The sequence below is a fragment of the Stenotrophomonas sp. SAM-B genome (assembly GCF_013387485.1).
In the GTDB taxonomy this organism is placed as follows: Bacteria; Pseudomonadota; Gammaproteobacteria; order Xanthomonadales; family Xanthomonadaceae; genus Stenotrophomonas; species Stenotrophomonas maltophilia_AA.
On record NZ_JABBXB010000007.1, the window covers coordinates 76,913 to 99,601 of the forward strand.

Sequence of the window (22,689 nt, forward strand, 5' to 3'; positions counted from 1 at the left end):
CGTCATTACACCGGAGCTTTGAATGAACGCTGTTGCCAAGACCTTCTCCACCGAAGGCGATTACAAGATTGCCGATATCTCCCTGGCCGATTGGGGCCGCAAGGAGCTGGACATCGCCGAGCATGAAATGCCGGGCCTGATGTCGATCCGCCGCAAGCACGCCGCCACCCTGCCGCTGAAGGGCGTGCGCGTGACCGGCTCGCTGCACATGACCATCCAGACCGCGGTGCTGATCGAGACCCTGAAGGACATCGGCGCCGACGTGCGCTGGGCCTCGTGCAACATCTTCTCGACCCAGGACCACGCCGCTGCGGCGATCGCCGCGTCCGGTACCCCCGTGTTCGCCTGGAAGGGCGAGTCGCTGGAGGAATACTGGGACTGCACGCTGGACGCGCTGACCTTCACCCTGCCCGACGGCACCCTGACCGGTCCGGAACTGGTGGTGGACGATGGCGGCGACGTGACCCTGCTGATCCACAAGGGCTACGAGCTCGAAAACGGCAGCACCTGGGTCGATGAAAAGGCCGCCTCGCACGAAGAACAGGTCATCAAGAACCTGCTCAAGCGCGTGGCCAAGGAGCGCCCGGGTTACTGGGGCCGCGTGGTCAAGGACTGGAAGGGCGTCTCCGAAGAGACCACCACCGGCGTGCACCGCCTGTACCAGCTGGCCCAGGCCGGCACCCTGCTGATTCCGGCGATCAACGTCAACGACTCGGTCACCAAGAGCAAGTTCGACAACCTGTACGGCTGCCGCGAGTCGCTGGCCGATGGCCTGAAGCGCGCGATGGACGTGATGCTCGCCGGCAAGGTCGCCGTGGTCTGCGGCTACGGTGACGTGGGCAAGGGCTGCGCCGCTTCGCTGCGTGCTTACGGCGCGCGCGTCGTGGTCACCGAGATCGATCCGATCTGTGCCCTGCAGGCCGCGATGGAAGGCTTCGAAGTCAACACGATCGAATCCACCCTGGGCCGTGCCGACCTGTACGTCACCACCACGGGCAACAAGGACATCATCCGCATCGAGCACCTGAGCGCGATGAAGGACCAGGCCATCGTCTGCAACATCGGCCACTTCGACAACGAGATCCAGGTCGATGCGCTGGTCGGCTTCCCGGGCGTGCAGCACGTCAACATCAAGCCGCAGGTGGACAAGTACGTCTTCCCGAACGGCAACGCGATCTTCCTGCTGGCCGAAGGCCGCCTGGTCAACCTGGGCTGCGCCACCGGCCACCCGAGCTTCGTGATGTCCAACTCGTTCGCCAACCAGACGCTCGCGCAGATCGACCTGTGGGCGAACAAGGACAGCTACGAGAAGAAGGTGTACCTGCTGCCGAAGAAGCTGGACGAGGAAGTCGCGCGTCTGCACCTGGAAAAGATCGGCGTGAAGCTGACCACCCTGAGCCAGGAACAGGCCGATTACATCGGCGTGCCGGTGGATGGTCCGTTCAAGCCGGAGCATTACCGCTACTGATCGGCATGCCGGTCCAGTTGCGTTGAAAACAGACGGGCGCCGAAAGGCGCCCGTTTTCGTGGCGGAAGGCCCTTCAGTCCTGGCCGAAACACCTGCGGTCGTCGTTCAGGACGGCTTGGCACTGCCCGGCGAATTCGGCTTGCCAGCGCGACAGCGTGAACCCTTCCCGTTCCTGGAAAGACACCGTTTCGCCAGCAAGCACGTAGCAGCGGTTCTGCGACAGTCGCAGCGCCGTCAGGGCGTCACCGGCGGCCCAGCAGTCATCGATGCAGGCCTGCATCAGCGCGTAATCCGGATTGGTCTTGGCGCCGCCAAAGGCGAAGCCCATCCGCTGCACCAACGCGATCACCGGGTCAGTGCTGGCCGGGGCAGCGCGCAGGATGCGCAGCACGCCGGCCTCGGGAATGCCAAACGCCCAGTTGGCAAGCATGGCCGAACGTGCCGCATCGATCGCCGCATCGCGCTGCCCCTGCCGCATGTGCTGGCTTGCCAGCAGCGCCCAGCCCTGCTGAAGCTCCGGGAACGCGGTGCAGGCTGCGCGCAGCAGTTCAATCGCCTGCTCGACCTGCCCTGCCAGCACCTGCGCGCGCGCCTGCTCCAACTGCCCGGTTGGCGAACCGGGATCTTCGACCTCATGCTCGCCATACTCGCCTTCGTTCAGCTCCAGCCAGCGCGAAAACACCTGGATCGAGGAATGGCGCAGTTCCATACGCCATTCGTCATGGAACATCTCGCAGACGAAGGGCGCATCTCCCTCACGCCCCAACGGCCAATACAGCCCGAAACAATCGCCATTGCCGAGCGCGCCTTCCGCGATCGATACAAACCCCTGAGGGGGATACGGTCCGCGCGCCACATCACTGTCGAAGCTGAGCGCGTTGAATTGGCCAGAGAGGCGCATGGAATCTTTCCAGACGGGAACGCCGCCATTATCGCAGCGACCGCAGTAGCCTCGGTCAAGGCAGCCGGTCCGCACCGCGCTACGATGCCGCCATGACCCCGGCCATCAACCTGCTGAAGAGATCCGGCATCGCGCACAGCGTGCTGTCCTATCACCATGACGCCGCCGCCGAATCCTACGGTGGCGAGGCAGTGCAGCAGCTTGGGCTGGATCCGGCGCAGGTGTTCAAGACGCTGCTGGCAAGCACCGAGACGCACGAGCTGCTGGTGGCGATCGTACCGGTGAGCGGCACCCTGGACCTCAAGGCACTCGCCGCAGCGGCCGGCTGCCGGAAGTGCGGGATGGCCAACGCCGAAGCGGCGCAGCGCGCGACCGGTTACCTGGTCGGGGGGATCAGCCCACTGGGGCAGAAGAAAAAGCACCGCACCTTTCTTGATGCCAGCGCTCAGGCCTTGCCGACCGTGCATGTCAGTGCGGGTAGGCGTGGGCTGGAGGTGGCGCTGGCACCGGCCGATCTGCTGCAGCTCACCGGCGGATGCTGTGCCGCCATCGGCAAGGCCCGGTGATGCGCTGGCCTTTCAACCGGGACTCAGTCGCCCCCACCGAGGGACCTGGCGCGCAGCACCTGCAGGCGCTGCTGTCGTCCGAGCCTGACCGCATCTACAGCGCGGCCTGCGCCATCGCCCAACTTCGGGATCCCGCCGAACTGGATGCGCTGGTGCCGTGGATCGAACGGATCGAGCGCGCCACCGCGCACATCGCGTTGGGTGGCGCCCTGTTCGCCAACAACCACCACCTGCAGTTCGCGCTGCGCCGGCTGCGCTTCTGGCGGGACCGGGCCGGCTGCCTGTGTGCGCTTTACCCACACTACCCGTTCTTCGATCCGCGTCGGGAAGCCACGCGCGGGCATGTGGTCATCGATGCCGTGGGTGAAGCCGAGGATGGCTGGGGTGAGGCGCATGCCGTCGCCTGCGTGGACTGTGCAACGCACTGGCTGGCCACCGACCGCGAGTACCACTACCCGTGGTGGGAGTGGAAACTGGCGCTTCCCACCGTGGAGGGAACCCCAACGCATGCGTGATTTCATCGCCGCTGCATATCGCCCCGGCGTCTCCGCCGGAGGACGTGGCCGCATTCGCCGCGATGCTCCGGCGCATGGGCATCCAGCCGGACGCTTCATAGACCTGTAGAGCCACGCCATGCGTGGCTGCGTTCGCCCCGGTCCGCGTGCAGCCACCCATGGGGTGGCTCTACAGGGGAGGCGTGCGTTAGGGACGCCAGTTGGCGTTGCGGTCCCAGAATGTCACCGCGCGCTGATACGCCTCGCGATCCAGCGGCACACCCGAGCCGCCCTCTTCCACGCCCAGCGCATTGCGCATCATGGTGATCGGCGCCATCGGCACTTCTTCCGGTTCGGCGGTGTAGATGCAGCCGACGATGCCCCAGTCCGCATCGATGGGTGAGCCCTCTTTGGCCAACTGCCCGGCGCTGTACAGGATGACGACCAGGTAGTTCGCACGCGGCGATTCCACGCCTTCAAACCAGCGCACCAGCACCGGCAGTTCCTCGCGGTTGCGCGCCTCATACCCGCTGCGCAGCTGGTGGCGGTTGGCCTCGGTGATCGGCACGGTCAGGCAACGCGTGGAGGTCCAGTTCTCATACACATGCAGCTTGCAGAACGGCGCGTAGCCATCGAGCACCTTGAATGGCGCATGCGTATTGAGGTGCTGTTCGAACTGCTCGGCGCTGCAGTCCTGGATGGTGTTGCCGCGCGGGACACGCGGGAACAGGCGGGGACGGGCGAACGCGGTAAGGACGATGGACATGGGCACGGTCAGGCGATGGAAATCCCGCACAGGGTAACGCGTGCGGCGCGGGCCCTACAGCGCGAGCCGCTCACGCAGCTCGCGCGCCTGCCGCCGCGACACCTCGACCTGGCTGCCGTCATCCAGGGTCAGGTCGTAGCCATCGCCCAGGGACGGCTCGATCGCCCGCACGCGACGCAGGTTGACCAGCGTGTTGCGGTTGGCGCGGAAGAACAGCGCCGGCGACAGCCGCGCTTCCAGCGTACTGAGGCTGCGCGCCAGCACCGCGTTCTGGTCGCGGAACCACAGCCGCGCGTAGTTGCCATCGACCAGGACCTTGCGGATTTCGCCCAGTGCGACGAACCAGCAACGCTCGCCATCGCGCAGGAACACCTGATCGTCGGCGCCCAGCGCATCGCGAACACTGTCCGTCGCAGCGGGGGCGGCCGGCGCCGTGAGGCGCTCCCGACCGCGTTCCAGCGCCGCCTGCAGGCGGCCTGCTTCCACCGGCTTGACCAGGTAGTCGAGCGCGTTGGTTTCGAAGGCGCGCACCGCGTACTGGTCGTAGGCCGTGACGAACACCACCATCGGCACCGTCTCCAGTCCGTCGAGCACGTCGAAGCCTTCGCCCGAGGGCATCTGCACATCGAGCAGGACCAGGTCGGGCTGCTCGCGCAGGATGGCCTCGCGTGCCGCGGGCACGTCGTCGGCCTCGCCGACACACTCCACCCACGGGATCGCCGCCAGCAGGGTGCGCAGCTCGCGGCGCGCCAGCCGCGCATCGTCCACGATCAACACGCGCAGTGAAGCACTCATTGCTGCACCTCCAACCGGGCCAGCATGCGCTCGCCCTGACGCTCCAGCAGGAACGTGCCCCGACCGGAGGGTGATGGCACCGCATCGATGCCTATCTGCGCGCGCAGGTAGGCCAGCCCGATGCCGTGCCCTTCGCTGCCGGCGTCGTGCGCGGCGGGATTGTCCACCTCCACCCGCAGCCGGCCGCCCTCGAGGTACGCGCGGAGATGCAGCTCGCCACCGCCGGGATGGACCGCGATGCCGTGCTTGATCGCGTTCTCCACCAGCAGCTGCAGCGCCATCGGTGGCAGCCGTGCGGACAGCGCGGCCGGCTCGATGTCGGTGTGCACCCGCAGGCGGTCTTCGTAATGGATCGACTCCACCGCCAGGTAGTCCTGCACCACGCGCCACTCCTCGGCCAAGGTGACCCAGCCGCCATCGGTATGCACCAGAGCATGGCGCAGCGTGCTGGACAGATGGGTGACCATGTCACGTGCCCGTGCCGGATCTTCGTTGATCAGCGCACGCAGGTTGTTGAGCGCATTGAACACGAAGTGGGGATTGAGCCGCGCACGCAGCGCCTGATGCTCCAGCGTCGCCCGCTGCGCTTCGGCGCGCAGCTGCGCCATCTCGCTGTGCCGCGCACGCTGCAGCGCGCGGCGGCCGGTCCACAGCGCGCACCACACGCCCAGCACGATGGCGGTTCTAAGCCAATAGTTGAACGTGTCGATCGGGCTGTAAAGAGCGCGTTGCCCCGGCAGCTTCACCCAATCCCAGGCCACCGCGGGTAACAGGACAGCTGCGGTAGCGAGCTGGATGGCGGCCGCGACGATCACCACGGCCAGCGTCATCCGCCACGTCAGCCCGAGCAGATCGCGCTGCAGCCACGCATGACGAAGTGCCAAGGCGCGGATCAGCGCACTGCCGGCGAACAGACCCAGCGCGACCATCACGTAGATCAGCGTCCCGCCGGACCAGTTGCCGAGGTAAGCGATGCCCATGCCGAGGCTCCAGCCCAGGTAGCCGGACCATAGACCCGCATTCGCCCACCAGAAACCGGTATCGCGTGCTGTCCGCTTCTCGCTCATCGTCTCCACGCTGCTACCGGTCAGGGCGCTGCAGGCAGATCAAGGAAGCCCCGGATCTGCGTCTGCAGCCAGCGGGGATCATCCCACATCAGGAAATGGTAGCCGGCCCGACTCATCTCGATCCGCACGCCGGGCAGCGCGGCGTACTGGGTCGCAAACACCTGCCGCGTGCTGGCTTCGGTCGCACCGAACGGCTGATAGGCGGCCCACGCGCCCAGCACCAGCACCGGCGTGGTGATGCCGGCGATCGGCTGGCGCAGGTCGGTCATGGTCATCGAGTACATCGCGTTGGCGGTGGTGGCGCGGTCACTGTCGCGTCCCCATTGCTTCAAGGTCGCGACGTGCCCGGGGGCGTGCGCCATGTTGGCGACCGCGGCATCGGTCTGCGCCGCGTACTGCGTGGCGTCGGCAGCGAGCATGCCGGCCCGCATCTGCTCGGCGATCGGGGTGAGCGTGGCAGGCGTTGCCGCCGGATTCTGGACCGCGCCGAAGTACGGCAGGGCATCGACGATCACCAGTGGCCCGATCTTCCGTGGCGCCGCGATCGCCATCTGCAGCGCCAGCACACCCCCGAGGCTGTGGCCGATCACGGCCGGATGATCGAGCTTGCGGTCCGCGCTGTAGGCCAGCAGGCGGTCACGCATGGCGCTCAGGAAATCATCGCTGGCCACGGCGGGCGCGCCGGCAAAGCCCGGGAGCTGGATCAGATGGCATTGCACCTGCGGCTGCAGCGCGGCGCAGGTCTCGCGCCAGACCTCGGCACCGCTGTTCAGGCCCGGGATCATCAGCACCGGCCGGCCGCTGCCGATCACCTCGACCTGCAGATCCTGAAAGCGCTCGGTCGCCGCGTGAGCCGGGCTGACCAGCGTGGCCCATGCGGTGAGGGCAAGCGCGGCCAACGGCGCGAGGGAGTGGATACGGCGGTGGCGGACGGTCGACATGGCAGGCTCCTGCTGGGTGAGCAGGGAGACTGGCGCGGGTCGAGTCGGCGGGGGTAATTAGATGAGCAGCGGCCGTGGACAGGCGATGAGCGGTCGAGTGAGGCGGATGAACATCCGCGCCTCAGCGTTCCGGCGCGCCCATGATCGCCTGCAGCGCCTCCGGCAGCGTCGGATACTGGAACGCAAAGCCCTCTGCCAAGGCGTGCGCCGGCTGTACGTTCTGTCCGGTCAGCAGCAACCCGGCCATTTCCCCGAAGCCCAGCTTCAAGGCGAACGCCGGGGTGGTCAGCCGCGCGGGGCGGTGCAGCACCTCGCCCAGCGTGGTGGCGAAGGTGCGGTTGGTGACCGTGCCCGGCGCGGTACCGTTATAGGCGCCGCGCGACTGCTCGCGGGTGAGCAGCCACAGGATCATCCCGACCAGGTCCTCGCGATGGATCCAGCTCATCCACTGCCGGCCATCGCCCATCGGCCCGCCGAGCCCCATGCGGAACGGTGGCAGCATCTTCAGCAGCGCGCCGCCCTCGCGTTCGAGCACGATCCCGGTCCGCAGCACGCAGGTGCGCACGCCCAGATCCTCGGCCTTGAGCGCCTCGGCTTCCCACTGCCGGCACAGCATCGCCGCGAAGTCATGGCCGGGCGAGGCGGTCTCGTCCAGCGGTGCGCTGTCGCGCGGACCGTACCAGCCGATCGCCGAGCCGGACACCAGCACCCTGGGGCGCTCGGGCAGCGCGGCCATCCACGCCAGCAGCGCCTGTGTGGTGCCGATCCGGGACTCGCGCAGCGCCTGCTTGCGCGCATCGGTCCAACGGCCGTCCATCAATGGTTCGCCCGCCAGATTGACCACGGCCTGGACGGGGCCGACCTCCTCCAGCGCCGCAACGCTGCGTACGCCCGGCTGCGGGTCATGGCCAGGGCGGCGGGTCAGGACGATCGGATCGTGGCCGTCGGCCAGCAGGCGCGTGCACAGCCGGCGTCCGATGAAGCCGGTGCCACCGGTGACGAGAATCTGCATGGCCGTGCTCCGTTGAAGTTCACGGTCACTGTACCCGGCGCCATGTGCAGACGACATGCCACGCACTTCACATTCATCGCGATGAAGAGATATGATTCACCCACACCCGCCGACGCGCCCCGCCCATGACCGCCATCAGCTTCGAGTTCTATCCGCCCAAGACCGACGAGCAGCGTGCCCAGCTGGACCGGACCGCGGCCAAGCTCAAGGTGTTCGCGCCGGAATATGTGTCCTGTACGTTCGGTGCCGGCGGCTCGACGCTCAGCTACACCTCCGAGACCGTCCGTCACCTCAAGCAGCACCATGGCTTCGATGCGGCTCCGCACCTGTCCTGCGTCGGTGGCAGCCGCGAGGAGATCCGCGAACTGCTCAAACTGTACCGCGCGATCGGGTGCCGCCGCATCGTCGCCCTGCGCGGTGACCTGCCCTCCGGCATGGGCCATCCCGGCGACCTGCGCTATGCCTCCGAACTGATCAGCTTCATCCGTGCCGAGCACGGCGATGCGTTCCGGATCGAAGTGGGCGCGTATCCGGAGACCCATCCGCAGGCCAACGACGCGCTGCTGGACCTGAAGCACTTCAAGACCAAGATCGACGCCGGCGCCGATGCGGCGATCACCCAGTACTTCTTCAACGCCGACGCCTACTTCCACTTCGTCGACGCGGTGCGCAAGCTGGGCGTCACCGTGCCGATCGTGCCGGGCATCATGCCGATCTCCAATTTCAGCCAGCTGCGGCGCTTCTCCGAGCAGTGCGGCGCAGAGATTCCGCGCTGGATCGGCAAACGCATGCAGGCCTACGGTGACGATGCCGAATCGGTGCGCGCATTCGGTGCCGAGGTGGTGGCCAGCCTGTGCGAACGGCTGGTCGCCGGCGGCGCGCCCGGCCTGCACTTCTACACCCTCAACCTGGCCAAACCGACCACCCAGGTGCTGAAACTCCTGCGCAGCTGAGCCTGCGACGCATCGCTTGCAGATAACGCGCGCGCCGCTACGCTGCTGCGATGAAACCGCTCGTGTGGCTCCTGCTGTGTGCGCTGTGCCTGCCCTCGCCGCCTGCGCTGGCGCAGGCAGCGCAGCGCGTGAACCGCTGCACCACCGCACAGGGCGAGACCGTCTTCACCGACCGCCGCTGCGATGCACTGGGCGCGACCTCGCGGCTTCCCGCGCGCACGGCCAGCGTGGGCAACACCGGCATCTACCGCGCCGGCTGCGCGCGCCGGCTCAGTGAACTGACCGGGCAGATCCGCGATGCGGTCAGGGCACAGGACGTCAACCGGCTGTCCTCGATCTACCTCTGGAGCAACGTCTCCAACGCCACCGCGAACCAGATCATCGGGCGGCTGGAATCCGTCGTGCAGCGCCCCTTGGTCGACATCGCCCCGGTCTACCCGGATGCCGCCCCGGTGCCGCTCGACCCCGGGCTCTTCGCCGTGGGCACGACGGAGGCACCGGCACGACCGCGGCCGATCGGCCTGCGCATTGAACAGACCCTCGGCAACACGGCCACCCCGGCCCGCACGGTATTCGGCCTGCGCCGTCAGTACGGCTGCTTCTGGATCACGCTGTAGCCGGCCACAGCGACCGGATCGCCGCGATGCCCTGCGCGCCATGCCGGCGCGCCTCGCCGATATCGCCGGGGGCCATTCCGCCCAGCGCGTACAGCGGCAACGACACCTGTTCACGCAGCGACTCGAAGGCCTCCCAGCCCAGCGGCGTGGCGTCCGGGTGGCTGGCCGTCGCCTGCACCGGCCCCAGCACCGCGAAATCACAGCCCAGCCGCTGCGCCGCCTGTAGCTGCGCCAGATCGTGGCACGACGCCGCCACCAGCTGACCGGCCGGGAGCGGCCGCTCATCCAGCGCCAGCAGCTGCTCACTGCCCAGATGCACCCCGACGCCCAGCCGTCCGGCCAGGTCGATGTCCCGGTTCAGCAGCCACTGGGTGCGCGGTCCATGCTGCTGGATCACGCGCTCGGCCAGCGCCACCCGCGCCGGGCTGGACGGCGTGCGCAGCTGTACCCGGCGCACGCCACTTTCCAGCGCCTGCGCCAGCCGCCCCAGCCAGGCCTGGTGGACGCTGTCCTCCTCGCCCTCCAGCTCGGGGGTGATCAGGTACCGGTCCGGCTGCCGCAACGCCGCGACCACCGGCAGGTCCGCCGGCGGCATCGAATACCGGTGCAGCTTGTCCGGCGCCACCCAGGTGATCGCCTGGCCCTCACGGCCGCGCGGCGACCCTTTCCAGCCCTGGATGCGACGCACCTCCAGCCGGAGTCGCTTGTCCGGATAGATCTGCGGCACGTCCATGATCCACTCACCGACCTCGGCCTCGATCCCCAGCTCCTCGCGCAGCTCCCGCACCAGCGCCTCCTCCGAGGTCTCGCCGGGCTCCCGCTTGCCACCCGGGAACTCCCACAGGCCAGCCATATCGCGGTTCTCGGTACGACGGTTGAGCAGGATGCGGCCGCGGGCGTCGGTGATGACGCCGGCCACGACATGGATCGAACGAAGGGGAGATGACATACCCGGAGGATGCCCAAACCGGGGCACGTGACGCAATGCCCCGCCGGTTGGTCGTCCAGGCGCGGTGTGGATCGGGTGGCGTCTCCGCTTGGGGCTGCCGCGAGCGTAAGGGCCCCGCAGCGACCCGCAGGCCCCTCGGCAAATGTCCCCCGGCCGCCGCCTGATGGCGACGGCCTCCTCCTTGATTTTGCCCAGGAGCCTGCCGGCCGCTGCGGGGCTCGCGCGCGGTAGGAGTGCGGAAAAGCGGACCTTGCTATTGGGCGCCAGTAGTCTCGATACGTGGGGCGCGATGCCCTTGTGGGCGAAATCAAGGAGGAGGGGACGGCCGCAGGCCGGCACCGGGGGCGTCGCCGACAACGGCATCGCGCCCCAGCGCCCGACCCATCGACCGCCGCCCCTGGAGAAGGTCAGAACGCCCCACATGTCTTCCATGCAGAGGGAAGAAGAACCAAAAAAAGCCCCGCACAAGGCGGGGCTTCTTCAGCACGTCCAATCAGCCGATCAACCGATCAGCTCAGCTGACCATGGCAATGCTTGTACTTCTTGCCGCTGCCGCACGGGCACGGATCATTGCGGCCGACCTTCGGCTCGTCGCGGGTGACCTGCGGCACGCCATGCTGCGCCGCCTCCACCTCTGCCGCCTCTTCGTCCGCACTGTAGCTGCCGGCGTCCTGGTGCTGGAACTGCGACTGCAGCAGACGCGCCTCCGCCTGCTGGCGCTCGGCCTGCTCCAGCGCCGCCACTTCCTCTTCGCTGCGGATGCGCACGCGTGCCAGCAACGTCACCACTTCGCGCTTCACGTTCTCCAGCATCTCCGAGAACAGCTCGAACGCTTCCTTCTTGTATTCCTGCTTCGGCTGCTTCTGCGCGTAACCGCGCAGGTAGATGCCCTGGCGCAGGTAATCCATGCGCGCCAGGTGCTCCTTCCAGCTCTGGTCCAGCACGGTCAGCATCACGTGCTTCTCCAGCGCGCGCATGGTCTCGTCGCCCACGCCGGCTTCCTTCGCCGCGAAATGCTCGTCGACCTTGGCCTGCACCTTCTCGGCGATGCCCTCGGCGTCCAGCTCCTCGTGTGCCTTGACCAGTTCGGTCAGCGACATGTCGATGCCGAAGTCCGAGGCCAGCGTCGCTTCCAGGCCCTGCAAGTCCCACTGCTCGTCGATCGAGTTCGGCGGCACGAAACGCGCCACCACGTCGAAGATCACGTCGCCGCGGATGCCATCCACGTTGTCCTTCACCGACTCCGCATCCAGCAGCTCATCGCGCTGGCTGTAGATCACCTTGCGCTGATCGTTGTTGACGTCGTCGAAGTCCAGCAGGTTCTTGCGGATGTCGAAGTTGTGCGCTTCGACCTTGCGCTGCGCCTTCTCGATCTGCCGGCTGACCAGGCGATCCTCGATGACGTCGTCTTCCTTCATGCCCATCATGCGCATCGCCTTCTGGACCCAGTCCGAGGCGAAGATGCGCATCAGGTTGTCTTCCAGCGACAGGTAGAAGCGGGACGAACCCGGATCGCCCTGGCGGCCCGAACGGCCACGCAGCTGGTTGTCGATACGGCGCGATTCATGGCGCTCGGTGCCGACGATGTGCAGGCCACCGGCGGCCTTGACCGCGTCGTGGCGGACCTGCCACTCGGCCTTGACCTGGGCACGCTGTTCCGGCGTCGCGTCTTCGCCCAGCTCATGCAGCTGCGCTTCCAGCGAACCACCCAGCACGATGTCGGTACCACGGCCGGCCATGTTGGTCGCGATGGTCACCGCGCCCGGCATGCCGGCGTTGGCGATGATGGTCGCTTCGCGGTCATGCTGCTTGGCGTTGAGCACTTCGTGGTGCACGCCGGCCTTGCGCAGATGCTCGGACAGCATTTCCGAGGTCTCGATCGAGGTCGTGCCCACCAGCACCGGCTGGCCACGCTCGTTGCAGGCCTGGATATCGGCCAGCACCGCGTTGAACTTGCCGTTGCGGTTGAGGAACACCTGGTCCGAACCGTCCTTGCGGATGGTCGGGCGGTTGGTCGGGATCACCACCACTTCCAGGTTGTAGATGCTCTGGAATTCGTAGGCTTCCGTATCGGCCGTACCGGTCATGCCGGACAGCTTCTTGTACATGCGGAACAGGTTCTGGAAGGTGATGCTCGCCAGGGTCTGGTTCTCGCGCTGGACCGGCACGCCTTCCTTCGCTTCCACCGCCTGGTGCAGGCCATCGGACCAGCGGCGGCCGGCCAGGGTACGGCCGGTGAATTCATCGACGATCACCACTTCGCCATCGCGCACGATGTAATCCACGTCGCGCTGGTAGATGGCATGCGCGCGCAGTGCGGCATTGAGGTGATGCACCACGGTCAGGTTCTGCGCGGCGTACAGGCCTTCGGTCTCGGCATTGAGGATGCCGGCTTCGACCAGCAGCGCCTCGGCATGCTCCATGCCCGCTTCGGACAGATGGACCTGCTTGCCCTTCTCGTCGACCCAGAAATCGCCCTCGCCTTCCTCGGCCTCCTGCTTGATCAGGTGCGGGACGACGCGGTTGACGCGGATGTACAGCTCCGGGGAATCATCGGCCGGGCCGGAAATGATCAGCGGGGTACGGGCTTCATCGATCAGGATCGAGTCGACCTCATCGACGATCGCGTAGTGCAGGCCGCGCTGGTAGCGGTCCGCACGGGACAGCGCCATGTTGTCGCGCAGGTAATCGAAGCCGAATTCGTTGTTGGTGCCGTAGGTGATGTCGCTGGCATAGGCCTCGCGCTTGTCACCGTGCGGCATGCCCGGGTAGACCACGCCCACGCTCATGCCCAGCCAGTTGTAGAGCTTGCCCATCTGCGCCGAGTCACGGCGGGCCAGGTAGTCGTTCACGGTGACCACGTGGACGCCCTTGCCTTCCAGCGCATTGAGGTACACCGGCAGCGTGGCGACCAGGGTCTTGCCTTCACCGGTCCGCATTTCGGCGATCTTGCCCAGGTGCAGGACCATGCCGCCGATCAGCTGCACGTCGTAATGGCGCATGCCCAGCACGCGGCGGCTGGCTTCACGGCAGACCGCGAACGCTTCGGGCAGCACCTTGTCCAGGGCCTCACCGTCAGCGATGCGCTGCTTGAACTCCGGGGTCTTGGCCTTGAGCTGCTCGTCGGAGAGCTTTTCGATTTCCGGCTCCAACGCATTGATCTTGGCGACGATGCGGTTGAGCTGGCGCAGCTGTCGTTCATTACGACTGCCGAAGACGCGGGTAAGCAGGCTGTTGATCATTGAAGGAACCGGTTGGAATGAGACGCCCCAACGGCGGCGCTTTCCCCGGGGGATGCGCACGCCGCAAACGAAACAGGGCGCACTGCGCCCTGTCTATGGCAACACCCATTGTAGCTTGGGACGGGGGTCCGGCGTTTCAAGCACCCCCGTTCAAGTTCGTTACCGTGATCAGCCCCGCGAAACGCGGCCGACCGGGGTGTTGCCGCCATCACCGAGGAACTTGCGCGGATTGACCACCTGGCCGCGTTCCCAGACCTCGAAGTGCACGTGGGCACCGGTGGAACGGCCCGTGGAACCGGCCTTGGCCACTTCCTGGCCGGCCCGGACCAGGTCGCCCGGCTTCACCACCAGGCGCGAATTGTGCGCATAGCGGGTCACGTAGCCGTTGCCATGGTCCACATCGACCACGTTGCCGTACCCGCCCTTCACGCCGGCGAAGCTGACCACGCCGTCGGCCACCGACATCACCGGGTCACCGACCTTGGCGTGGAAATCCATGCCCTTGTGGGTGGCCGCACCGCGACCGAACGGATCGCTGCGGGTGCCGAAGTTGGAGGTGATGTAGGTATTGCGGATCGGCATGCGCGAGGGCACGGCGTTCTGTTCGAGCTGGTGGTCGAACATCAGCGATTCCATCACCGACAGCTGGCGGCCTGAAGCAGCGAAGCGCTGCTCCAGCACCTGTAAGTCGGCGTTGACCGCGCTGACCGGGATGTCCTGGGTCGGCCCGGGCTCGCCTTCACCGAGGCCGGGGGTCTCGTTGAAGTCGAATTCGCCGTCCTCCAGTTTGCCCATCTGGGTGAGTCGTTCGCCCAGGGCATTGAGACGGGTGGCCTGCGCCTGCAGCTCGCCCATCCGCGCAGCCAGCGCGTTGACCTGGGTCTGAGCGTCCTTCTGGGCCTGCGCCAGTTCGCGTTCCTGCTGTGCGACCTTGGCGTGGAGCCGGGAATCGTTGAACATGCTGCCACCGATACCGGCACCGAAGCCGATCAGGCAGCCCACCCCCAGCACACTGCCCAGCAGGGCACGGGGGGAATCTTCGAAGTAGAAACGCAAACGCGCCAGCGGCGTCTTGGCCTGTCCTTCACGCGTTTTGATTACGATCTTTTTGAATGCCATCAGTGAGTTTTCATGTCTGAGCCGAAATCCAGTGCCCGTTCCCCATCCACGCCGAAGCCGGCGCTGGATGCGGTCATGGCGGACAAAGCCGGTAACCCGCTGCGTCGTGCCCTGTGGCTCGACGCGCTGGACCGTCAATTGCGCCCCCATTTGCCGCCTGCACTGGCCACCCGTTGCCGGCTGGCGAATGTAAACGGCGAGCACCTCGTTCTTCTCGTCGAATCTCCCGTGTGGCACGCCAAGGTCCGGCTTGCCGAAGCACAGTTGATCGACGCGGCCCGGTCCATCGGGCTGAAGGTCACCAAGGTGACCGTCAAAACAGCATCTGCCCCTCCCCCACGCTCCCCAGCGATCGACAACAGGAATGGCCCCCACGCTGTTTCAGCCGCCACGCACAAAGGGCTACGCGACGCGTTGGCTTGTCTGCGCGATGTGGATTCCTCCAAATCGTGAAGCCATCGGGGCATCCCGCCCCTTCCCGGCCGCGTCACGATCACGTGAACTTTGGCTGGGAGCCGGTCTGCACTGTAGCGGCCGAACCGCCGCCAGTCGTTAGTGTTTTATTAAATTAGCGTTAAATCTGGCAAGAACCTTGATGAGGTTCACAAATCTGTGCGCTGTGCACCCCTACGGTTCATTGACGTCAAGATCACGCCGGTTTCAGCCCGCCGTGACCGCTGGAAACAGAAACGGCGCCCTGGGCGCCGTCTTGTTTTTGTTTCAAATCAATGGGTTGCAGCGAAACCGCGCTCAGGCGTACGCCGGCAGGCCGTAGACCACCGGCGCCGCAGCAGCCGGAGACTCGTAGCTGACCCACTCCCAGGCGCTGGCATCGGCCAGCAGGGCACGCACCAGCTTGTTGTTGAGCGCATGGCCCGACTTGAAGCCTTCGTAGGCACCCAGCACCTGGCCGCCGGCCAGGTACAGATCGCCGATCGCGTCGAGGATCTTGTGGCGCACGAACTCATCGGCGTAGCGCAGGCCGTCGTCGTTGAGCACCCGGAACTCGTCGAGCACGATGGCGTTGTCCATCGAACCGCCCAGGCCCAGGTTGCGCTCGCGCATGTATTCCAGATCCCGCATGAAGCCGAAGGTCCGGGCGCGCGAGATTTCCTTGGTGTAGGCCAAGGTCGAGAACTCGATTTCCGCCCGCGACTGCTTGGCCGGGATCATCGGGTGGTTGAACTGGATGGTGAAACCGAGCTTGTAGCCTTCGTACGGCTCGAAGCGGGCGACCTTGTCGCCATCGGTGACTTCCACCGTCTTGAGAATGCGCAGGAAACGTTTCGGCGCGTCCTGTTCGGCGATGCCCGCCGACTGCAGCAGGAAGACGAACGGGCCGGAGGAACCGTCCATGATCGGCAACTCGGCCGAGGACAGCTCCACGATGATGTTGTCCACACCCAGGCCGGCCAGGGCCGACATCAGGTGTTCGACGGTCTGGATCTTGGCCTCGTGATAGGTCAGGCCGGTGCACAGCGTGACTTCGGTGACCAGGTCCGCGCGTGCGGGCACTTCCACCACCGGGTCCAGATCGACGCGACGGAACACGATGCCATGGTTGACCGGGGCCGGGCGCAGGGTCATGTAGACCTTGTCACCGCTGTGAAGGCCAACGCCGGTGGCGCGGATCGTGTTCTTGAGGGTGCGTTGCGGAATCATCGGGGGGCAGGACCAGAAAGCGCGCGGTCAGCGCGGCTGTGACAAACAAGAATAACACGCACTACCGCTGTCCCTTCCGTGAACCGTGGTGCGTCGACAGCACTGCCCGGACGTGCGTGATGCACGACGGCGGTCAGACTGCCGGGCCGATCCTGGCCCGGCAGCATGGGACATGGAGGCGCTTACCGGGGAGGACAAGGCCCCGGCATGCGTGGCTCAGTCCGCCTGGCGGCGCAGGAACGCCGGGATGTCCAGGTAATCGTTGGGCAGTTCAGCAGCGGCCGGACCCGACGCACTCGGGGCGGTCGGCGCCACGGTGTCGGCGCTGGGACGACGCAGGCCCATGCCCATGCCCATCCCGCCCACGGCCTTGGAGACCGCATCGCCGCCGTTGTCGAACTCGCCGAACTCCGGCTGGCCGGTGGTGGCGTTGCGGACCAGCTTGATCGGTGCGCGCTCGCCCGGACGCTGGGTCTTGGCGGTGACGGCACGGTTCAGGCCGGTGGCGACCACGGTCACGCGGACTTCGTCCTGCATGTCCGGATCCAGCACGGTACCCACGACCACGGTGGCATCTTCGGAGGCGAAGCCGTCGATGGTGCGGCCGATCTCGTCGAACTCGGCCATCGTGAAGTCGGCGCCGGCGGTGATGTTGACCAGGATGCCGTTGGCACCGGCCAGGTTCACATCGTCCAACAGCGGGTTCTGGATGGCGGCTTCGGCCGCGGCCTGGGCGCGGTCATCGCCGCGTGCGGTGCCGGTGCCCATCATCGCCAGGCCCATTTCGGACATGACGGTGCGGACGTCGGCGAAGTCGACGTTGATCAGGCCCGGACGCACGATCAGGTCGGCGATGCCCTGCACGGCGCCCTGGAGGACGTCGTTGGCGGCACGGAAGGCCTGGATCATGGTGGCGTTGCGGCCCAGCACGGTGATCAGCTTTTCGTTCGGGATGGTGATCAGCGAATCGCAATGCTGGCTCAGCTCTTCGATGCCCTTCAGCGCGACCTGCATGCGGCGACGGCCTTCGAACGGGAACGGCTTGGTGACCACGGCGACGGTCAGGATGCCCATCTCCTTGGCCAGCTGCGCCACGACCGGGGCTGCGCCGGTACCGGTGCCGCCGCCCATGCCGGCGGTGATGAACACCATGTCCGCACCCTGCAGGGCGTCCATGATGCGCTCACGGTCTTCCAGCGCGGCCTGGCGGCCGACTTCCGGGTTCGCGCCTGCGCCCAGGCCCTTGGTGACGTTGGTACCCAGCTGCAGCTGCAGCTTGGCACCACAGTTCTTGATGGCCTGCGAGTCGGTGTTGGCAGTGATGAATTCCACGCCGTCCACACTGGTGCTGACCATGTGCGCCACGGCGTTGCCGCCGCCGCCGCCCACGCCGATCACCTTGATCACCGCATTGGGTGCCATCTTTTCAATCAGTTCGAAATGCGCCATGTCCGTGTCCTCGTGTTGCCGTTTACGCGGGACGGGGGCTTCGGAGAATCCTTCTCCTGTCCTCCCCACCCATCGTGCCGGCGAGTTGTAGTTGGTATGCCGGGCTGGATAGAGCCAACCGCGACGGTGGTGCCTGCTTCAATGGTCGGCCAGGTGGCCGGGTAACGCGCTTGCTGTGTACGTCGTGTTGCGGTCTTGGGTGGACGGTGTGGATTTTTCGGGAACTGCTTATCGCGTATTGCATGTGTACTGCGTGTTGCGACCGCGATCAGAATTCGCCGCGGAACCAGGTTTTGAGTTTCTTGAACATGCTGCCGGCGCGGCCCGTGGGCAGCGACGGGCGACGCGGGTGTTCGATCTGGCTGCCCATCAGCAGCAGGCCGACGCCGGTGGCATGCACCGGGTTGCCGACCACTTCGCCCAGCCCGGTGACGTGCTGCGGGATGCCCACGCGCACCGGCATCTGCAGCATTTCCTCGGCCAGTTCGACCACGCCTTCCATCTTCGAGGCGCCACCGGTGAGCACCATGCCGGCGCGCACCAGTTCCTCGAAGCCGGAGCGGCGCAGTTCGGCCTGCACCATCTCGAAGATTTCCTCGTAACGGCCCTGCACCGCCTGGGCGAGTGCGTGGCGCGGCATCCGGCGCGGCGGACGATCGCCGACGCTGGGCACCTGGATGCTCTCCTCGGCGGTAGCCAGCTGGGCCAGGGCGCAGGCATAGCGCACCTTGATCTGCTCGGCTTCCGGGGTCGGCGTGCGCAGCATGTGCGCGATGTCGTTGGTGACGTGGTCGCCGGCGATCGGCAACGACGCGGTGTGGCAGATCGCGCCCTGTACGAACACGGCCAGGTCGGTGGTGCCGGCGCCCATGTCGACCAGCACCACGCCGAGCTCGCGCTCGTCGGCGGTCAGCACGGCCACGCTGGAGGCCAGCGAGGACAGCACCAGGTCATCGACCTGCAGGCCGCAGCGCTGCACGCACTTGGAGATGTTGGCCGCGGCCGACTGTGCGCACACCACCAGGTGGGCGTGCACTTCCAGGCGGACGCCGGTCATGCCGACCGGGTTGCGGATGCCTTCCTGCGAATCGTCCAGCACGTACTCGCGCGGGATCGCATGCAGGATCTTCTGGTCGGCCGGGATCGCCACGGCCTTGGCCGCGTCCAGCACGCGATCCAGGTCGCCCCAGGTCACTTCGCCGTCGCGGATCGGCACGATGCCGGGCGAGTTCTTGCATTGCACGTGGTTGCCGGAGATCGATGCGTACACCGAGCGGATCTCGCAGCCGGCCATCAGCTCGGCCTCTTCGACCGCACGCTGGATGGACTGCACGGTCGATTCGATATCGACCACCACGCCGCGCTTGAGACCGCGCGATTCGTGCGAGCCGATGCCGATGACCTCGATCGGATTGCCCGGCGAATACTCGCCGACCAGCGCCACCACCTTGGAGGTGCCGATATCCAGACCGACGATCAGTGATTTGTCACCCTTGCGATTCATGTCCTGTCCTGCGTCCTGTGCGCCACATTGGCCGGCGCGGCCGGTGCGGCCGGAGCCGGGGTACCCCAGCTCAGCGTGAAACCATTGGTGTATCGGAGGTCGGCGCGCTCGATCGGCGCCGCCTGGTTGGCCAGCTGCGGCAGCACGCGCACGAAGCGCTGCAGGCGCGAACGGGCATCGTCGCGGCCGACGACCACTTCGGTGCCGTTGCTCAGCACCAGCGACCAGCTGCCGCGTGCGTCCATGGTGACCCGCTTGACGTCCACCCCGGCCGGCGCGAACAGCGCGCGCGCATCGTTGTAGAGCGACACCACTTCTTCGGTCTGGCTGTCCGGACCATCGAGGTCGGGCAGCTCCAGGTCCTGCAGCTTCTTCGGCGTGGCGAACAGCTTGCCCTGCTCGGAGAGCAGGCGGTCATTGCCCCAGCGCGCGAACGGCTTGTGCTCGACCAGGGTGATTTCCAGCACGTCGGGCCACTGCTTGCGGACCTGTGCGCTCTCGACCCACGGCAGGGTTTCGATCGCGTCCTGCGCATCCTGCAGCTTGACCGCGAAGAAACCGGACTTCGCATACGGCAGCACGACCTGCTGCAGCTGCTCGGCCGGCACCCGCTTGAACTCACCGTGCACGCGCAGCTTGGCCAACGGCCACCGCTCGGCACCGACCCAGCCGTTGAGCACCGCCACCACGGGCAGTGCCACGACCGACAGGGCCAGCAACCAGACGAAGATGCGCAGCGCCGCGTTCATGCGTGGCGGTGCTCCTGCGCTGCGTGACCCGGCAGGGTCTGCTCAAGCACGCGCCAGACCAGCTCTTCAAAGCCGATCCCGGCCTGGCTGGCCGACTTGGGCACCAGCGAATGGCTGGTCATGCCCGGTGCGGTGTTCACTTCCAGCAGGTAGAAGCGACCCGTGGCGCGGTCGCGCATCACGTCCACCCGGCCCCAGCCACGGCAGCCGGCGGCGCGGAACGCGGCCAGTGCGAGGCGGCGGATCTCGATTTCGTCTTCACCATCCAGGCCCGGGCACAGGTACTGGGTGTCCTCGGCGATGTACTTGGCGTTGTAGTCGTACCACTGGCCCTTGGGCACGATGCGGATCGACGGCAGCGCCTGGTCGCCCAGGATCGCCACGGTCAGCTCGTCGCCGACCACCATCTGCTCCATCAGCAGCTGGCCGTCGTAACGCACCGCCAACGCGACCGCCTCATCCAGCCCGGCGTCTTCGGTGACCCGGCTGATGCCGACGCTGGACCCTTCGTTGGCCGGCTTCATCACGACCGGCAGGCCGAGTTCGGCGGCGGCGGCGTGGACATCGGCGGCCTCGTCCAGCGCGATGAAGCGCGGGGTCGGCAGCCCATGCGACAACCACACCTGCTTGGTGCGGATCTTGTCCATGCTCAGCGCCGAGCCGAGCACGTCCGAGCCGGTGTACGGCACGCCGAAGGCTTCCATCAAGCCCTGCACGATGCCGTCCTCGCCACCGCCGTTGTGGCCGTGGAGGATGTTGAACACGCGGTCGAAGCGCTTCTCGACCAGCGCGAGCGCCAGGGCCGGGATGCCGTCGACGGCGATCGCATCGACGCCGCGCGCGCGCAGCGCTTCGATCACGTTGCGGCCGGAATCCAGCGAGACGTTGCGCTCGCTGGAGGTACCGCCCAGCAGCACGGCGACGCGGCCGAACAGGGCCGGGTCGGTGATGCGCAGCGGCGGGAAGGTCAGCGCGTTCATGCCGCCGGGGTCTCCTGGAAGCCTTCGCCGGCGATCTGCTGGGCGATGTAGCCGATGTCACCCGCCCCCATCATCAGCAGCAGGTCACCGTCCTGCAGGACGTCGGGCAGCACGTGCGCCAGTTCGGCGGCATTGCCGACCACGACCGGCTCGCTGCGGCCGCGCGCGCGGATGGCGCGGGCCAGCGAACGCGAATCGGCGCCCGGGATCGGCGCTTCGCCGGCCGGGTAGACCTCGCTCAGCACCAGCGCGTCCACTTCGGACAGCACCGCGGCGAAGGCATCGAACTGATCGCGGGTACGGCTGTAACGGTGCGGCTGGAACGCCACGACCAGGCGCTGGCTCGGCCAGCCTCCACGGGCGGCGGCGAACACGGCGGCCAGCTCACGCGGATGGTGGCCGTAGTCGTCGATCACGCGGACCTTGGCGCCGGTGTGCGTGGTGACGATGCCCAGGTCATTGAAGCGACGGCCGATGCCGGCGAAGCTCTCCAGCGCACGCGCGATCGCTTCCGGCGCCACGCCGAGCTGCCAGCCCACGGCTGCGGCGGCCAGGGCATTGAGCACGTTGTGCGCGCCCGGCAGGGCCAGCGTCACCGGGTGGCTGCTGCCTTCCGGCAGGCGCAGGGTGAAATGCATGCGTGGGCCGTCCTGGACCACGTCTTCGGCACGCACATCGGCGTTGCTGCTCATGCCATAGCTCATGACATGGCGCGGCGTCTGCGCGGCCAATGCGGCCACTTCCGGATCGTCGATGCACAGCACCGCCAGCCCGTAGAACGGCAGGCGCTGCAGGAATTCGGCGAACGCAGCCTGGACCCGGGCGAAATCGTTGCCGTAGTTTTCCAGGTGGTCCGAATCGATGTTGGTGATCACCGACACCAGCGGGTTCAGGCGCAGGAAGCTGCCATCGCTTTCGTCGGCTTCAGCCACCAGCCACTGGCCACCGCCGAGCTTGGCGTTGGCACCCGCGGCGAGCAGCTGGCCGCCGATCACGAAGGTCGGGTCCAGCCCGCCTTCGCTCAACACCGCGGCGGTGAGGCTGGTGGTGGTGGTCTTGCCATGCGTACCGGCCACCGCGATGCCGCGGCGGAAGCGCATCAGTTCGGCCAGCATCGCCGCGCGCGGCATGATCGGAATGCGCTGGCTGCGCGCTTCCATCAGTTCCGGATTGTCATCGCGGATCGCGCTGGAGACGACCACGCAGTCGGTGCCGAGCACGTTGGCCGCGGAGTGGCCGCGCATCACGCGCGCGCCCAGGCCGGCCAGGCGGCGGGTCGCGGCGTTGTCGGCGTTGTCCGAGCCGGACACTTCATAGCCCAGCGTCAGCATCACTTCGGCGATGCCGCTCATGCCGGTGCCGCCGATGCCGACGAAGTGCACGCGCGGGAACGCGCGTACCAGGTCGTTGGTGTCGTGGAGGCGGCGGATCATGCGCGGCCTCGCGCCAGGCTGG

General features: G+C 67.0%; 21 protein-coding genes. 6 read left to right on the forward strand and 15 right to left on the reverse strand.

Annotated features, from left to right (window positions below; translation table 11 throughout):
- Positions 1-22: 22 nt before the first annotated feature.
- Positions 23-1,468 carry an adenosylhomocysteinase gene (gene ahcY / locus HH110_RS14845; protein ID WP_176990380.1) on the forward strand — a complete coding sequence of 482 codons (1,446 nt, stop codon included), beginning with the start codon at positions 23-25 and terminating at the stop codon, positions 1,466-1,468.
- 73 nt (positions 1,469-1,541) lie between these two features.
- On the opposite strand, the gene HH110_RS14850 is transcribed toward ahcY, so the two are convergent.
- Positions 1,542-2,444, reverse strand: a complete 903-nt coding sequence (locus HH110_RS14850) for a hypothetical protein (protein ID WP_176990381.1) — start codon at positions 2,442-2,444, stop codon at positions 1,542-1,544.
- Positions 2,445-2,461: 17 nt separating this feature from the next.
- Here HH110_RS14850 and ybaK point away from each other — a divergent pair, with 17 nt between their 5' ends.
- Together ybaK and HH110_RS14860 are read left to right on the forward strand one after the other, a co-directional pair.
- The gene (gene ybaK, locus HH110_RS14855; RefSeq protein WP_176990382.1) at positions 2,462-2,935 is read left to right on the forward strand and encodes a Cys-tRNA(Pro) deacylase; all 474 of its coding nucleotides are present in this window, start codon (positions 2,462-2,464) and stop codon (positions 2,933-2,935) included.
- Positions 2,935-3,450: a hypothetical protein gene (locus HH110_RS14860; protein ID WP_176990383.1), complete on the forward strand. Its 516-nt coding sequence runs from the start codon at positions 2,935-2,937 to the stop codon at positions 3,448-3,450. Before ybaK ends, HH110_RS14860 begins: the two co-directional genes overlap by 1 nt.
- Positions 3,451-3,637: 187 nt before the next feature.
- On the opposite strand, the gene HH110_RS14865 is transcribed toward HH110_RS14860, so the two are convergent.
- The 5 genes from HH110_RS14865 to HH110_RS14885 form a co-directional block, all read right to left on the reverse strand.
- Positions 3,638-4,195, reverse strand: a complete 558-nt coding sequence (locus HH110_RS14865; RefSeq protein WP_176990384.1) for a DUF3228 family protein — start codon at positions 4,193-4,195, stop codon at positions 3,638-3,640.
- 54 nt (positions 4,196-4,249) lie between these two features.
- Positions 4,250-4,990, reverse strand: coding sequence for a LytTR family DNA-binding domain-containing protein (locus tag HH110_RS14870; RefSeq protein WP_176990385.1), 741 nt, complete (start codon positions 4,988-4,990; stop codon positions 4,250-4,252).
- Positions 4,987-6,057 (reverse strand): sensor histidine kinase, encoded by a 1,071-nt coding sequence (locus HH110_RS14875; protein WP_176990386.1) that lies wholly within the window; start codon positions 6,055-6,057, stop codon positions 4,987-4,989. Before HH110_RS14875 ends, HH110_RS14870 begins: the two co-directional genes overlap by 4 nt.
- Before the next feature lie 20 nt (positions 6,058-6,077).
- Positions 6,078-6,998 (reverse strand): alpha/beta fold hydrolase, encoded by a 921-nt coding sequence (locus tag HH110_RS14880; protein WP_176990387.1) that lies wholly within the window; start codon positions 6,996-6,998, stop codon positions 6,078-6,080.
- Positions 6,999-7,119: 121 nt separating this feature from the next.
- Positions 7,120-8,010: a TIGR01777 family oxidoreductase gene (locus HH110_RS14885; RefSeq protein WP_176990388.1), complete on the reverse strand. Its 891-nt coding sequence runs from the start codon at positions 8,008-8,010 to the stop codon at positions 7,120-7,122.
- Positions 8,011-8,135: 125 nt separating this feature from the next.
- On the opposite strand from HH110_RS14885, the gene metF reads away from it, so the two are divergent.
- Entirely contained in the window at positions 8,136-8,963 is an 828-nt protein-coding gene (gene metF, locus HH110_RS14890) for a methylenetetrahydrofolate reductase [NAD(P)H] (RefSeq protein ID WP_088433967.1), read from the forward strand.
- Between the two features lie 50 nt (positions 8,964-9,013).
- Entirely contained in the window at positions 9,014-9,580 is a 567-nt protein-coding gene (locus HH110_RS14895) for a hypothetical protein (protein WP_176990389.1), read from the forward strand.
- Here the strand turns inward: HH110_RS14895 and HH110_RS14900 are convergent.
- The 3 genes from HH110_RS14900 to HH110_RS14910 form a co-directional block, all read right to left on the reverse strand.
- A complete protein-coding gene (locus HH110_RS14900) occupies positions 9,570-10,529 on the reverse strand; it encodes a Nudix family hydrolase (protein WP_176990390.1) in 960 nt (319 codons plus the stop codon). The two genes, HH110_RS14895 and HH110_RS14900, sit on opposite strands and share 11 nt — an antisense overlap.
- Before the next feature lie 509 nt (positions 10,530-11,038).
- Positions 11,039-13,771 (reverse strand): preprotein translocase subunit SecA, encoded by a 2,733-nt coding sequence (gene secA / locus HH110_RS14905; protein ID WP_176990391.1) that lies wholly within the window; start codon positions 13,769-13,771, stop codon positions 11,039-11,041.
- 168 nt (positions 13,772-13,939) lie between these two features.
- Positions 13,940-14,890 carry a M23 family metallopeptidase gene (locus HH110_RS14910; RefSeq protein ID WP_019182479.1) on the reverse strand — a complete coding sequence of 317 codons (951 nt, stop codon included), beginning with the start codon at positions 14,888-14,890 and terminating at the stop codon, positions 13,940-13,942.
- Positions 14,891-14,902: 12 nt separating this feature from the next.
- Here HH110_RS14910 and HH110_RS14915 point away from each other — a divergent pair, with 12 nt between their 5' ends.
- A complete protein-coding gene (locus HH110_RS14915) occupies positions 14,903-15,343 on the forward strand; it encodes a DUF721 domain-containing protein (RefSeq protein ID WP_176990392.1) in 441 nt (146 codons plus the stop codon).
- 297 nt (positions 15,344-15,640) lie between these two features.
- On the opposite strand, the gene lpxC is transcribed toward HH110_RS14915, so the two are convergent.
- The 6 genes from lpxC to murC all read right to left on the reverse strand — a co-directional run bounded on the left by lpxC (position 15,641) and on the right by murC (position 22,667).
- On the reverse strand, positions 15,641-16,552 hold the full coding sequence (gene lpxC, locus HH110_RS14920; protein ID WP_176990393.1) for a UDP-3-O-acyl-N-acetylglucosamine deacetylase: 912 nt from the start codon (positions 16,550-16,552) through the stop codon (positions 15,641-15,643).
- Between the two features lie 216 nt (positions 16,553-16,768).
- On the reverse strand, positions 16,769-18,001 hold the full coding sequence (gene ftsZ / locus HH110_RS14925; protein WP_176990394.1) for a cell division protein FtsZ: 1,233 nt from the start codon (positions 17,999-18,001) through the stop codon (positions 16,769-16,771).
- A 268-nt stretch (positions 18,002-18,269) separates the two neighbouring features.
- The gene (gene ftsA / locus HH110_RS14930) at positions 18,270-19,505 is read right to left on the reverse strand and encodes a cell division protein FtsA (protein ID WP_017355446.1); all 1,236 of its coding nucleotides are present in this window, start codon (positions 19,503-19,505) and stop codon (positions 18,270-18,272) included.
- Entirely contained in the window at positions 19,502-20,254 is a 753-nt protein-coding gene (locus HH110_RS14935) for a cell division protein FtsQ/DivIB (RefSeq protein WP_176990395.1), read from the reverse strand. The genes ftsA and HH110_RS14935 overlap by 4 nt, the downstream gene beginning before the upstream one ends.
- Complete coding sequence (locus HH110_RS14940; protein ID WP_176990396.1) at positions 20,251-21,234, reverse strand: D-alanine--D-alanine ligase; 984 nt, start codon at positions 21,232-21,234, stop codon at positions 20,251-20,253. The genes HH110_RS14935 and HH110_RS14940 overlap by 4 nt, the downstream gene beginning before the upstream one ends.
- On the reverse strand, positions 21,231-22,667 hold the full coding sequence (murC, locus tag HH110_RS14945; protein WP_176990397.1) for a UDP-N-acetylmuramate--L-alanine ligase: 1,437 nt from the start codon (positions 22,665-22,667) through the stop codon (positions 21,231-21,233). The genes HH110_RS14940 and murC overlap by 4 nt, the downstream gene beginning before the upstream one ends.
- Positions 22,668-22,689: the final 22 nt, after the last annotated feature.